This window comes from Stenotrophomonas sp. S39 (assembly GCF_016624665.1).
Lineage (GTDB): Bacteria > Pseudomonadota > Gammaproteobacteria > Xanthomonadales > Xanthomonadaceae > Stenotrophomonas.
Genome location: NZ_JACVTT010000003.1, coordinates 17,586 through 31,263 on the forward strand (window position 1 = coordinate 17,586; position 13,678 = coordinate 31,263).

Consider the following 13,678-nt stretch of genomic DNA (forward strand, 5'->3'; position numbering starts at 1 on the left):
CGCCAAGGATTTGATCTACGGATGTGTTGGAACTGCAATCGATCACTGACGACGTGCGAGTCGCCATCTATTGAGGTCTCGCCCCTGCAATCACTGCTCTTTAGATGCCTAATCAACCCTGAGCGCCCCTTTCACTTTAACGGCCATGCGTGTTCAGGGTCAGAGGTCCTCTGGGGAGCTGATGCATTGCTCTCGGCATTCAAGCCGGTGTGGCGAAGGCTCGGCATAGGAGGCGAACGCGGCCCGCGGATCGAGATGCAGCGCCTGGTTGAGCGGCATGCCGATATTGGCATGCTCGAGCGCTTGCTAAGCCTTGGACCGAGCGGCCTGGTAGCGATGGCCCATTCAATGCGTATGACCCAGCGGTACTTCCGTCAGGAGATGCCCATCTGGGTAAGTGGGATGGTAAGGCAACTCCCTGAGGGCCGGACCAGACCAGGGATGGTGTGTAGTAGAACCGAGATCAGAACCGTGGGCGAGGCTCAAACGAGGCGCGTCAAAGGATGGCGCGAGCTGAGAGCAAGCCTGTTATTCAAGATGATTGGAAGAAGCAATGAGTACTGATAGCCAAGGCCGCCGCACCTGCGACGGCTGTTACGCAACGATGGTCACCGCTCACAAGGTATACAAGGGTAGCGAGTTCTGTGGAACCTGCTACAGCAGGCAGTTTGTAAGCGCCGACTGCCCGACGTGCGATGGAAACGTGGTCCATCACGTGTCGGATCAGCAGCCGCCATCCTGCGGGTCCTGCCTTCGTGACCAGCGAAGGTGTGCCCGGTGTCACCGGCCTGCACCGGACGCTCGCATAGTCCGAGACACTGTTCCGGGACCAGATGGCGGCGCGGACATTACCCATGAGAGTCTCGTTTGTGCGTCGTGCTACCCGTACACGACGCCAGAGCTGCCGTGCCCAGTCTGCGACCGACCCAGTCAGCGACTCTCAGGTGCTGCACACCTGCCGGAGGAACTCAGGGCCTGTCCGTCCTGTGTCAACAAGCAAACCCACGCTACGTGCTCGCGATGCCGTAGGTATAGGAAGGTGATCTCCTTCAACGAGAGCGGAGGTCCGCTTTGTATCGCATGCACCGGCGACCAGCCAGCCGATCACGAGTGTCCTGGCTGCGGCTCAACTGTGAAGGGCGCAGGCAGTGCGCAATGTGATGCCTGTTCGATCGCCGCACGCCTTAGACGCGAGGTTTCACTGAACGCAGCAGCGATCGAGCGCGAGTGGGTTGCATCTCTCTTCACGGCATTCGGCGAGTGGCTGCTGGCCAAGAACGTCGCCACAGGTGCACTGCCCAAGACTGCTGTAAGGGCGTTCCCTTTCTTCCGTGCCATCGACCTGGATGCTGAAACACACCAGCCGATCGTGGCGGCTGATCTGCTTCGAATTTTTGATTCCAAACAGCTCAGGGCAAATCTCAACGTCACTCGCTTCCTCTGCGAGCGCTATGGATTCCAGATCGACGATGCAGCCCGAGCAGTCGCCCGCGATCAAGCACTCATTGCTCGCGGACTGGAGGAGAGCGCATCCAAGCCTTGGGCTGAGTACTTGGCGGGCTATAAGGCCTGGTTGGAAGGGAGGCCAAGCCGTACGCAAGCTCAGTACTTTCGGACAGCGCAGGCCTTCTGTGAGGCCACTGAGCTAAGCGAGTGTTTCGACCAGTCGGACCTGGTGAAGTATCTAGAGTCCGCGCCGGGGTCCCGCGCCAATCTGAGTGTATGGGTGAGCTTTGTTCGATCCCGGTATGGCTGGACGGTAACGATGCCGCCGAAGATCGCCCAGAGACCTTCGATCAAGCGTGACGCGTTGACACTAGCGGACCTTCTGCAGCGTGTTAGCGTCCCAAGTTCCGCAGTTGAGCGCGATCTAGCCGTTACCATCGAGCTTGCCTACGGCTTCGCTCCGGGAACGCTGCGGAGGCAGGTAACCGGACTCAACGAGGCTGGAGATCTACTGACGCGGGACGGGATTGTCACAGTGCAGCAGGAGATGAAGGAAATCGTCAGCGAGTGGTCGAGGCGAGTCTTTTAGGAATCCCCGTCAAGCGGCTGCGGGGCCTGTCCAGCTCAGTAGCCCGATATCAAGGGCATGGAGGCGGCTCCTCAGGATCCAGCGGTAGGCCAAGTCGCAGCCTGGCCTCCGCATCCAAGGGATTGTCGATCATCTCGCCAATCCTTCGGACACACCAATCATAGAAGTCCGGGTAGTAGTCCCTTAGCTCATGCTGTCCCAGCTCGTTGTAGCTGACGAAGTAGCGATAGCGAACCGCTCCGATCGTAAGCGTCGAATAGAAGGAAATTGGAGCCTTAGTTGTTCTATCCCCAGTGATGACAAGGCCTCCATGCGCAGCATAGAGTCGTGGCTGGCGATCATCCTGTATTCGCTGATATGCAGGATCCACGTCCACCATCAGGGTCACGACATTGTGGTCATTCGTACCTATGGCGAACTCCGCAATGCCTTCCAGGTACGGCGCGTCCATCTCCGCCAAGTGACAGCACATCAGCTTGGCGAAGTATCTGAAGACATCCAGGTAGAGGTGCCCCAGGTCTGGAGCGAACCTAGGGTCCTGGAAGGCCTCGGCTGGATCTCTGCCATGACTGTGCAGGTCCGATGCCACTGAGCTAAAGACATCGAAAGCCAAGTCAGCTGGCCGAGTCCGTGCGCTGTTGCACGGCTCACAGACCCGCGCTGCAAAGTGAAAGGCCCTTGACTTGGAACTCTGCGCATATCGAAAGCTTCCGCCGTCGCCGATGATCACCGTCTTTCGGTCGCCGAACACCGAACGCAATACTGAGGCCTTGATCTTGTGCTCTCCCGAGAGGGATTTACTCGATCCGCAAAGACAGCATCGGGTGGTGAGGGGTGGGGCGTATGCCTCCATGAATTGGGCTCTCTGCTCGGGGGATAGCTCTGATCAGCGCCTGCCCTGACACGTTAGGCCTAGGAGATCTTGCGGTCAAATCAGTACTGAGTCGGACAAGAAGTGCACGGGCATAGGGATGGGGACAAGCGATGCCAATTATTTGGCGCCGCCATGACTAAGTCATCCTAGATCCAAGTGACTACGCAGGGGCCCTATCTCAGCGGACTTGTACCTAGCCGGGACCTGATGATGTTCAAGCGCTGCAGGGGTTCAGCTGGGAACCTGCGTGAAGTGCAGTTTCAACGTAGTCCATTTGGAGCGGAAAAGGTCGATTGGGCCCCTTTAAGTTCGGAACGCGAGGGTGTATTTGTCAGGGTTCACAGCGTCAGCGATACCGCGTCCGCCGGCAATGGGGGGCGGGTTGCCAACGCAAGCGAACAAATCGTTCAGAAATGGAGATCGTCTTGAGCATGGAAATCAACTTCGACAAGGAATCTGCGGTTGTTGGCATCTCGATGGTCAGCTGGCCACCGCCCCTGGTTGCACTCCTTTCGGGGTGCTTTGAGGTCACGGAAGGCCGGCTTAGCGTGGATTACTCTCACCTGTCTCCAGATGAGATAAGCGTCATCCCAGCATGGGCAACGGATCTGCCATCCGATCGAGACTACTTCGAATCCGAGCTCCAAACTGCGGCGAAGTCCGGTCCTATTGCTATTGCGTTGGCCGTGCTCGGAGAGACGATTAGTTGCATTCGCAGCACGTCGTCGGTCAAGGATACAGAGGCCTACCTGTCAGCAGTGGAGGCGTTCAAGACTGAAGTCTTAGGTGACACGAGCGACGCGGTTCGCAAAGCGATACTGGCTGAGATCGAGCCAAATGCGATCTGGCTTCCTTGGCTACTCGGAAGGGCATCGCAGTATCGCTATCGTTGTTTGGATGATCGACAGATGATGGAAGCCCTCGTGTCGCGTACGTCGCCTGAGGACTGCCTTCAAGTTCTGCGGCTCCTGGACGCTCGTTCCAGCGATGGTCGCATGGGCTTCGATGCTTTGGTCAGACGGCATTACGACCTGGTGCTCGACTTTCTTTATGCCAACGTTGGATTGGCCCCGGGCTACTCTCAAAGCGAAGAACTGGACCTTGTCTTTTCGTTGTTCGAGAAGTCTGAGGCAGTTAGGGAGAGCCGAGAGGCGATTGAGATTGTTCTTAAAAGAGCCCATCGATCCAACTTCCCGCGGCTGATTCGGTGCTGCCAGCAGATACAGGAAGAGGATGTTTCCAGGCTTTTTTGGCGATGGAATGAGCGGCCGAGTGATGAGAAGGAGGACGAGTTCCGGGAGTGCGTTTCAGCAGCCTTCCAGACGCTCGAGAAGAATTCTCAGGACGGCTTGCCCTCATACCTTTTGCTTGCTGGCGCGTGGCATGGGTTCACTGACCTTCCCGAGACTGGACTGACTGAGGTTCTCGCCAATCTTAGACTCCTGCCCAAAAATGGTTGGGACCGGGATGCTGAATGGGGGCAGCTGGGCCCTTCTGCACGTGAGGCTTGGAGGCAGGAGTTGTTCGACCTTGTGAGCTCAGATGCCCACCTGGGGCAAGGGCTGATTGACTTTGCTTGCCTGTGGCTTGATCAGGTTGCTTTTGCGGAAGTAGAGCCGGTGCTACTTCGGATGATGGATGAGCCTGATCACTTCCGATTTGCAGTTGAACTCGCGAGCCGTGGCCCAAGGTTGATGCGGCTTAGAGCTAAGGGACTGACCCGGTCGAGCCAAGGTACCCCGGACCTGCTTGGGACTAACCTTCCGGGTGAAACTGATACAGGGATACCCGCGGTCGGTGCGAGGACGTGGCTTGGGGATCCATCCGTGGAGCGCATCATCCACGCTGAGATAGGCCGCGTCGAAGCTGAATTCTGCAAGGACTTCGCTGTTCACTGGGGAGAGGACGAGGAGGTTCATACAGGCCGGCTCATGGAAAGGACCAGACAGGCAATTGGCCAAGCCAACACAGCGCTCAAGCAGCTGTCTCTAACTACCCGTGGCGCGCATCCTAGCTTGAATGTGAGCTTTCGCCAGCCAAGCAAGAAGGAAGAGGGAGACATCACGGCAGCCGGAAGTCCTCTTGGAGCTGACGTACTGTTCCTGACACGCATCGTGGACAAAGGCATGGTTGAAGTCGAGCGCGCTACCCTGGTGCAGGTTAAAAAACGCAGCGGCACTTCGAAAGTCGGTAACTTTAGCTCGACCGTGCCGTTCGATCCGCAGCAGTGTGAAGACATGCTCGACCAGACAGAGCACTCGTACTACCTGTTTTTGACTCCTCCCTCTATCCGCTCCGCCCTATGGGTTGCCCCGGCCCGGCTCGTCGGCAACTTGAGTCACATGCACACCAGCAAATCTTCCATCCCTGGCCAGCAGGTGAGGGACGCCAGCTGCTCATTTGCTGATTTCTTCCTCCACGGCTTGGTTGGCCTTTGGGCTGGCGACGAGAAAGAGGACATCATCGCTATTGCCAAGGGAGACCCTGCACGTGGGCGCGTTCCGCGCCTCATCGTGGAGATCGAGATCCGACGCCAGCTGGATTGATGTCCTGGATTTGATCGAGTTGCTTTCTATCGAAGACGCTTGGCCCGGCACCGCGGCTTTGGGCCGGGTCAAGCGGATTTCGACTTGGATGCGACGCCGTACCCGGTGAACGCTCTGGTGAAGGTCTTGCACGGATGTCCACAGGAGCGATCGGGCCTACGGGGTGTGACATCCAGGTTCACGCCTCGATCGGCTCACTTTTCTCGCCACTGAGGGAGGCGAAGAATGCCTCCAGGGGAGCAATGCTCCACTGGTCGCTGCACTGCTTTTCCATGTAGTGCGGATGTGTACGGCATATCATGCCTTTACGGGCAAAGGCTTTGGTCAACGAGGCTCCGAGTGCTTTCCGGATGACGATGAGGGCCTTCTCGGTCTCAGCTCGTATGGCGGGACTACTTGTGAAGACGAACGCCGAGGCCATCGATTCTTTGGCCTTGTCATCCTTTGCTCTTCGCTCGATCTCGATCCACAGTCCAGCCTGACCGCTTGGTAGCGTTACTCTGATTACAAGCGCAGAGCGGGCCAGGGCCTTGTAGTGCGAATCCGCTTTGGACAGATAGGACCAGCTGTTCGCCCTCCAGTTGGCTCTGCCGCCACGAACTGCATTGCGCTCTTCGCTGCCCAAGAAGTTCCAGCAGGGATACGCTCCCACCTGGACTCTCTGCTCTGAAGCGACTGGTGCGACGACCCGGTAGTCTTGAATTGCACCCTTTGCCCTGAGTTTTTTCAGACTCGCCATCAGTCCGGTTAGCAGTTGAGAGGGATCGCGCTTCTCATGGGAGCTATGAGCGTGACTTAGGTCCTCCGGCTTTCCGGACTTTCGGCCCCCTGAGATCCGGCTGGTTGGTTCCTGATCGCACTTCTTCCTCTTTGAGCTGTGCTTCAAGCTCTGATTCTTTTTCAGTCGAACGATGGCTGGCTGGGGATGGAAGGCAAAGGAGGTCGAAGGCATGTCGAAGCCAGGCCTCTGCTCTGTTGCCTCATGCGTATCGACAGATGGGGTCCCTGACGGACGTGGCTTTCGGTTTCGGGGCCGGCCGTTGTGGGGTCTGGGAGCATCGGTGTGGATGACCTTTTCACCATCGGTCGCGTCATTTACCAGAATCGGGGCGATCTTCGGCAAGCCCTTGGGAAAGCTCATCTGATGAATCGCTGTGACCAGGAAGGTCTTGCCGGCGAATCCGCCATCCTTACGGCGATTCAAGAAGTAGCCCGACACGGTTCCACGGTACGGACCAAGGCCTGGATCTAGCGGGAGTTCGGCATTGGAGCACCAAAGATCATCCAAGCCGCCCCCAAGCGAGCTGTTCAACTGGGCTTGCAGGATCGGCTCGTGAATCCGCTTGGCCCTTGACTCAGCGAATGGATTAAAGCGAAAAAGAGCCATCATGGGCCCATCGTCCAATGTCATGCCCAAGGCGAGCACAATCTTCCAGTTCCCCGTCTCCTCGTCGACCCCGGTCGTGTGGCCTGCGAACTCGTTTTCTGAAATTGCTAGGGATCTGACAGTGGCCCAAGGCCCGGCGGTGAAGATGTCAGCTGTGGTCGAGTTGTACGCATAGAAGGCTCGAAAGATTACATTTCGAGGAATGATGTACTCGATCTGTTCGCGCTCATCCGAGCGGCGGGTGTCCCGAACGACCAAGATTCGTGTGGCGAACGCCATGTCACTCAGGTAGAGCTGACTTTCAGGTAGGGCATAGATCACCCTTCCCGTGCAGTCTGTTCCGATCGGGGTAGTAGGGTAGAGGTCTGTCTCACACTCTTCATCGAGCTGCTTGTAAAGACTAGACGCCTCCCCGTAGGCGAGCGCGTTTCCTACTCTCCGCTGCGTGGCAGGAAGCATTCCTGCGTAGACACCCGCGCCATCCTCCCCTCGGATGAAGCACTGCCCGACGACGAAGCTAGCCAGCGATCCTGCGAAGATGGTGCTGACGAATGACTCACGGTTCTTATCCGAGAACAGTCGAGCGATCTGTCGATCGTCCAGCTTTGACGGGTCTGATCCCCATCCGGAGGGGATAGGTGCCAAGTAGCACCGAACTGAGGTGGACTCAGTGCCCTTATGGGGCTGGGTGTATCCGTCGATGTTGCGGATGAAATACACGCGAGTGTCGTCGGGGAAGTCTGTCAGATCTGTCATGCGGCCGTTACATGGAGTGCATCTCGTTCATTAGCGGCACGCAGTCTCTTTAATTGAACGCAACCAGATCGCTGAGTCTGGTGCCTGGAGCGCTTGAGCCAATCCACGGCTGCCGGCGGTGTCTCGACAGTGCTGTCGCCCCGGGTGGAAAAGAGACGCCTGTGGATCAGGGGGGCTCTGCGCATGATCGATGCTAAACAGGCGAACGCCTGCATGGGCCCATAACACGTCGGCCGTCGCCTACAGCCTGCTCTCGAAGTCGGCGACAAGTTCCACCAGAGACAATCCAGAGAGATGGGCAATGTCTCGAAGTTCGACGATGTCCAGTCTGCGCTTGCCGCGTTCAACGTCGCTGATGAACGACTGACTCCGCCCAAGCTGTTCGGAGACCTGGGTCTGTGTCAGGCCGGCCGCGACTCTAGCGTCTCGCACGGCTTCCACTAAGGCTGCGTATTCCTTGCGATGTATGGACTTGGCCACGGCCGCGCCTCATTTGAGCGGCCTCCGAAGCTATATCTAGTTCTCAGATATCTAAAAAGTAGATATCCTGCCGCTTTCACTAAGGGGGAATTGGATGACGAACAAGGACGTGAGACGCGGTCAGGTCCTGCGTGTGGGACTAGTGACGCTGATGGTTGCCGGGCTCACGGCATGTGGTGGAGCCGCTGACAAGGGACTGATGACAGCGGGTACAAGAGATCAGTTGCTTGCGTCTGTGGCAGAGGTAAGCCCGAAGCTGAGTGAGCATGAACGCATGGCATTTCAATGGGCAGTGTCTGATATCAATCAGACCACCCTCCACCGGCGGTACCCCAATGGCTCCGTGCGCCAGGTAGTGCGCGGAGAGGTCAATCTAGTCAAAGCCAACTACCCCAAGCGACTAGCTGGCTTACGGGACAGGGCAGCTGCTCAGGCGCCGGTCTTTGCCGAGCTGGAGCGAGTGACTGCCCGCCAGCCGGCTCTAAGCATCACCAAGGGGTTCTTTGGTCTAGCGCCCAGCGTTCGTGCGGTGCTACGAAATGAGTCGAAGCTTCCCCTTGGCCGCATCAAATGGCGAGCAAATCTGTACTTGAATGGTGACTCCAAGGCTGTTGCGTCTGCGGTGGTTACCAGTGACTTCCAGAGCGTTGGCGGCCTTGCGCCGGGGACGGAGCGTGATGCCGTATTCAAGATCGGATTTGTCTCAGGAGATGAGTCCTGGACGACCTTGGAAGTGCGAAACGCATCCGAGCGCCGCGTGTCCTTGGAGCCAATTCCGGAGACTGCGATGGACTACGGCAACAAGCCATACATTGATCGTGACGATCGTGAGCTGATAGAGAAGCTGGAACAGGGCTTGCAGCTGGCCGAGAGCTACTCTGACGTCTGAAACAGTGCGACGGAACAAGCTCTGAGCAATGCACTCACTGAGTGCATTGTCTCTACCTGGGTAGCTGCCAGCTGCGGTGACGACAATTGGGGAAGTTGCTCACTTGTCCGCAGCGTAGAGAGGGGGAGCTCAGGGAGCGGGCAGGTCCAGCTGGTGGGTATGCGATCGGGCTACTACGATCCACTCAAAGGCTACCAGCTGGCCCGGACGCCTCAGTCTTCGTGGGGGGAGCTCGGAACCGCTACCGCCATCTGGCTTACGATCCGTACTTGGCAGTATGGGCCTGCAAGATGTGGGGTGGGGCACCCCAGCGCATATCATGGGCCTAGTACGCAGTTAGGCTTTTCCCTTCTCTCCGCGATGCCGGGAGACATCATGGACTTGGCACTGCTGGAATTTACCCAGATTTCGACCGGCGAAGTGCTGGAGCAGTTGTTCGTCATTGCCGGCACCGAAGCGGCAACATGTCATCCAGTTGCGAAGGGTGTGGTCAGCCGCATCCGCTTGTACGCTCCGATCGATGAGGGACAGTCCGGTGTGTCACGCAGCGTCCGCGTGCAGCTTGAGCGCGCTGCCCTTTCGGCGTTGACGCAATTAGGGAATGGCAGTGTTGGGGGACTGCACGATAACTGCACCCAACTTGCGGCGCTGTGGCACGACGGTCACCTGCAGGAACTACACAGCAGTTCACTCACCGATAGCCTGCTCGTACTGAAGCGGCAGACTGATCTCGGTAATCACACCGTATTGATCGACATGAGCACTCGGCAGCCGGCAGGACTGACCATTGAACGTACCCTGGACCAGTTGAAGCAAAGACTGCGCGATGGCCTTGCTGAAGGACTGCACTCGTACCGGACTTCGCAGGGTGACAAGCGAGACCGTGCAGCGTCGGTCGGGGAGGCCTTGCAACCAATAGAGACTCTGACGCCCGCCCAACAGATAGCACTCGACGCCTGTTCAAAGCGAGAAGCGCTTGCCGAAGAGTGGCCCAGCGCCGACCAAGTGAGCGCCACGCTCGGTCCGCAGCCTGGTCGCGGTGGCCTGCTGGCAACCGAGCTGCGTCGTGCTGGCAAGCTGTTGGCGGTGTATGTGGAGGTGCCCGAGCCAAGCTATCGCTTTCCAACCTGGCAGTTCCGTCCTGACGGCCAGCCCATAGAGCAGTTGGCCGAAATCCTCACTGTGCTGCGAGGGGCTCTTCCTTTCCTGTGCGAGCCGGATGGGCTGCGTCGCACTACAGGCTGGGGAGAGGTCGAATGGTTTCTGAGCCCCCACGTGCTGCTCGACGGCGATGTGCCGGCATCGACCCTGGGCACTGATCCCGTCCGCGTACTGCACGCTGCTCGTACCGAATTTGAGACGGGCGCCTGATAGGCCTGCCTCTAGGGACTTGGCGGCCACGGAGGTAGGACATCTTCCAGTTGCCGAACAATGACCGATTTCTAGTGCCCTCGCCATTGACTTGACGAAGAGGAGCGCGGGGTGCGACGCCCTATAAGCCAGTAAGGACGCTGGGCACCATGGGGCACCAAGGGCGAGTTCCCTCGGTCGGTGGGTCGATCACGATTCCTGAGACTCAGTCGCTCAACTGAGTCCAGTAGCCCTTCCACTCTCGCACTGTCTTTCCGGACACGCTGGTCGCAACTGGCGTGTAACGCCGCTGATAGCGTTGGCCCTGCCAATCGACGATCTCGCGGGAAGGTGCGTTCGGGAACGCCGCGTCCAATGCTGCATCGCGCTCTTCTTGTGCCGTCCGCTTCAACAGGCCAGCTTCCTTCAGCGACTGTTCGATACGAAACAGCGCCGCCCTGGATGCCTCGATCTGTGCCCTGTACTTGTTCTGGTTGTTGCCTGAGTAGTTCTCCCACTTCTCATGCAAGCCCGCCAGCTCTTGAGTCGCTCTAGCATGGTCTTCTAGCGTGTAACTGGTCATCATTGTCCCTAATTGCAGTCGGAGATGGCGAACATACTCGAACGGGAGGATGCCGCTCCAGGTATCCATTCTGGTTCTTTAATTTCAATCTGCAGCGTAGCCAGGCAAATCCGAGCCGGAGAAGAATTCTCCCACCGCCGGGCCGCAGGATTGGGCCAACACGGACTACGCTCGCTTGATCACGCTCTTCTTGCCGATCGAGCTACCCTTCCGAGCTGTGGGCTTGCCGAGACCCGGGATCAAGAAGTCAGTGGGGCTTCGGCCGTGCTTGGTCCGTTCGGCAAGCCACCGAGGCATTCTGCCGCGGCCGGTCCAGGTATTTCGCTTGTTCTCGGGATCCCGGTACTTTGGAGCAACCTTGCCAAGCTTACGTCCTGATCGACGTCGAACCTTTGGTTCGGACCCTTGGGCCGATGGACCGAACAGCTCTTCGATCGAATAGCCCTCCGATCTGGCCACTTTGGCCATCTGACGGCGGACCGCTACAGCAGGGCGTCGGACCAAGAGCTGCTGCATCCTGCGCTCAGCCGATGCAATCAGGGTTTGGAGCTCGCGCGCATTAAGCGCATAAACGTCGATAGTCATCCCGCCAAGGCTCCGCGTCAGACCTCGACGTGTCAAGCCCAAGTCAGCGTACCAGTAGGCTCACGCCCTAGACATCAGGGCTCGGGCGAAGGACGATCCGCAGGTAACTCTACTGAGCAGTCTCATCCTGAGCGACCACGTATCGGTACCGTGGTCCGTGCCTAATAGAGGATTCACTCATGCGCCCGACTATTCTTGCGTTGGACCTCGAAGGGACCCTGATCTCCAATGCGGTCAGTCAGATCCCTCGGCCAGGCTTGTTCGAGTTCCTAGAAACGGTTCGCGGTCAGTTTGATGAGTTGGTGATGTTCACCACGGTCGACGAGCGGCTTGTCCGCCGTATTGCCGAGCTACTGGTGTCCGAAGGGCAAGCGCCAGCTTGGTTCTGCGCATTGCGCTACATAACCTGGGCCGGCCCCACCAAGGATCTGTCCTACGTCTCACCCATTGTGGGGCAAGCCCTGCTTCTGGATGACCATGGGCCATACGTGCATGCTGGCCAAGAGCACCTCTGGGTGGAAATTCCCCTCTTTGGATCTCCTTACCCGGCAGACGATGAAGCCCTCGCCCAGGCTATTACCCAACTTAGCGCCAGGGTTCGCGACCTGCAGGTGGCCAAGAGCGGTAGTGCAAGGTCCGGGGAGCGGTAGCCGCGCGGCTCTTAGTTCTATCTGAACTCCATCACGAAGTCTGGCGGGACGAGCCGATGGCGGTTATGCCCGAGCTCGGCGTCACAAGTGGCAGTGATGCCCGCGGTCGGCCAGACGTAGTGATCCCTGCTAGTGACATCGATGTTGGGGCTAGGGCGTGGCATAGGCCGCCAAGGCCTTCCCAGACCTCCCGGTGATCTATGTACATGGAAACCACGTGGGATATGGGGAGAGGCTGGATACGGTCACGGCAAAGCTAGCGGGAGCCTGCGCTGACACCGGGCATATCCATTTCCTCGACCTTGGGTAGCTGATTCACGTGGGGGCAGGTTCCTTCTGGTAGAAGTGACCTTGCCCCACGGGCAGAACAGGAACGCCGATTCAGCCCAACTCTGATCAATGGTTAGCGCACCCGTGAAGGAAACTGAGGCTGCCACTTGGAGAGCGCGCCGGAGGGGACAATGGCTGTAACCCGACCGATGCCACCGGAAGCTCCATCGATTGCTTCGACGATCTCCACCTCACCGCCAGGCTCGGGAAGAACAAGGAGCACACCGCTATTGGCGGCACCGGCGAGCAGGTAGGTGTGAACCTGGGCGATGCCATTGCCATATCCAGCTTTGGTCATCCGGCGCTTCAGCTCTATCGCAATTTTCCTATCGCCTTGGGTGATCATCAGGTCGGCCCTGAAGGGAGAACCAGAGGGGCCCACTTGTACCTCTGTTGCTACATTGAGCTCTGGGGCGACCGAAGAAAGGAAGCCATGAAGTGCGCCGATAGCTTGAGTCTCGGTGAGCATGCTGTCCGCAGGCACCACAGGGATGTGGCTGGAGCAGAACTCCTTCAACAGTGCCGTGATCCGGGTATGCAGGTCACCCCCAGCAGAAGGCGCAAGGCTGGCCACAATGTCGTCCCGCTGGGCGTCCGCCTCGGTCTGAGATCTGACGTATGCCAAGCGCTCGGCGATCAAATCCAAGAGCAAACACGCAAGCGCCGATACGGAAATGATGGCAAGAAATGACTCGCTTTCATCGAAATCCAGCTTGTAGTCGTGCGTTGAAGGATTTCGCCACTCTCTCCTGTACGTGGTCAGCTGGGCCAGAACCCGATCACGGAGCAGCCCCTCCTTCTCAAGATAGGCTTCAATCTTCGCGGGTGTGGTCTCCGAGGGATCCTTTCCCGTAAGAGTGCGATACGCCTCTTTGACGCTACCTTCGAACGCCTGGTTCGTGCGGTAGATTGCGTCTGTAAAGGCGGACTCGTTATCGTCCTTTTGTCCACGCGCTAGGTGACTGAAGGCAGTCTCAATGTGGCGGAGAACAGCCTTCAGTCCAAGAATGTGCTCCCCATCTTCCAGCGCGTCAATTTTACTCTTAAGCGCGTCAACTAGGTCCATCGGCTTGGTGCCTCGCCAGTAGTGTCAGTGGAATGATTGGGTAGGGTGAAGGAAACTAGCATCCAGCGCTTGGGGCTGGAGAACATGCCGGCTGTGCTTCCCACTCCGGCGCCACCGCATTCTTGGCAGCGGCACACAGATGGGACA

General features: G+C 58.2%; 11 protein-coding genes. 5 read left to right on the plus strand and 6 right to left on the minus strand.

Features of this window, described 5'->3' with window-relative positions:
* The first annotated feature begins 1,039 nt into the window (after positions 1–1,039).
* Positions 1,040–2,035, plus strand: coding sequence for a hypothetical protein (locus IAE41_RS02250; protein WP_200731911.1), 996 nt, complete (start codon positions 1,040–1,042; stop codon positions 2,033–2,035).
* A 49-nt stretch (positions 2,036–2,084) separates the two neighbouring features.
* On the opposite strand, the gene IAE41_RS02255 is transcribed toward IAE41_RS02250, so the two are convergent.
* The gene (locus tag IAE41_RS02255) at positions 2,085–2,648 is read right to left on the minus strand and encodes a hypothetical protein (RefSeq protein ID WP_234458246.1); all 564 of its coding nucleotides are present in this window, start codon (positions 2,646–2,648) and stop codon (positions 2,085–2,087) included.
* Positions 2,649–3,340: 692 nt separating this feature from the next.
* On the opposite strand from IAE41_RS02255, the gene IAE41_RS02260 reads away from it, so the two are divergent.
* Positions 3,341–5,455: a hypothetical protein gene (locus IAE41_RS02260; RefSeq protein WP_200731913.1), complete on the plus strand. Its 2,115-nt coding sequence runs from the start codon at positions 3,341–3,343 to the stop codon at positions 5,453–5,455.
* A 178-nt stretch (positions 5,456–5,633) separates the two neighbouring features.
* Here IAE41_RS02260 and IAE41_RS02265 read toward each other — a convergent pair whose 3' ends face one another.
* Positions 5,634–7,598, minus strand: coding sequence for a hypothetical protein (locus tag IAE41_RS02265; RefSeq protein ID WP_200731914.1), 1,965 nt, complete (start codon positions 7,596–7,598; stop codon positions 5,634–5,636).
* Positions 7,599–7,838: 240 nt separating this feature from the next.
* The gene (locus IAE41_RS02270; RefSeq protein ID WP_200731915.1) at positions 7,839–8,078 is read right to left on the minus strand and encodes a helix-turn-helix transcriptional regulator; all 240 of its coding nucleotides are present in this window, start codon (positions 8,076–8,078) and stop codon (positions 7,839–7,841) included.
* A 94-nt stretch (positions 8,079–8,172) separates the two neighbouring features.
* Between IAE41_RS02270 and IAE41_RS02275 the strand changes: the two genes are divergently transcribed.
* Both IAE41_RS02275 and IAE41_RS22430 read left to right on the plus strand, forming a co-directional pair.
* Entirely contained in the window at positions 8,173–8,967 is a 795-nt protein-coding gene (locus IAE41_RS02275) for a hypothetical protein (RefSeq protein ID WP_200731916.1), read from the plus strand.
* A 375-nt stretch (positions 8,968–9,342) separates the two neighbouring features.
* Complete coding sequence (locus IAE41_RS22430; RefSeq protein ID WP_234458247.1) at positions 9,343–10,338, plus strand: hypothetical protein; 996 nt, start codon at positions 9,343–9,345, stop codon at positions 10,336–10,338.
* A 205-nt stretch (positions 10,339–10,543) separates the two neighbouring features.
* On the opposite strand, the gene IAE41_RS02285 is transcribed toward IAE41_RS22430, so the two are convergent.
* Together IAE41_RS02285 and IAE41_RS02290 are read right to left on the minus strand one after the other, a co-directional pair.
* The gene (locus tag IAE41_RS02285) at positions 10,544–10,969 is read right to left on the minus strand and encodes a hypothetical protein (protein WP_200731917.1); all 426 of its coding nucleotides are present in this window, start codon (positions 10,967–10,969) and stop codon (positions 10,544–10,546) included.
* A 96-nt stretch (positions 10,970–11,065) separates the two neighbouring features.
* Positions 11,066–11,485, minus strand: a complete 420-nt coding sequence (locus IAE41_RS02290; RefSeq protein ID WP_200731918.1) for an H-NS histone family protein — start codon at positions 11,483–11,485, stop codon at positions 11,066–11,068.
* Positions 11,486–11,664: 179 nt separating this feature from the next.
* On the opposite strand from IAE41_RS02290, the gene IAE41_RS02295 reads away from it, so the two are divergent.
* Positions 11,665–12,135, plus strand: coding sequence for an NIF family HAD-type phosphatase (locus IAE41_RS02295; RefSeq protein ID WP_200731919.1), 471 nt, complete (start codon positions 11,665–11,667; stop codon positions 12,133–12,135).
* A gap of 403 nt (positions 12,136–12,538) precedes the next feature.
* Here IAE41_RS02295 and IAE41_RS02300 read toward each other — a convergent pair whose 3' ends face one another.
* Positions 12,539–13,531 carry a hypothetical protein gene (locus IAE41_RS02300; RefSeq protein ID WP_200731920.1) on the minus strand — a complete coding sequence of 331 codons (993 nt, stop codon included), beginning with the start codon at positions 13,529–13,531 and terminating at the stop codon, positions 12,539–12,541.
* Positions 13,532–13,678 lie beyond the last annotated feature (147 nt).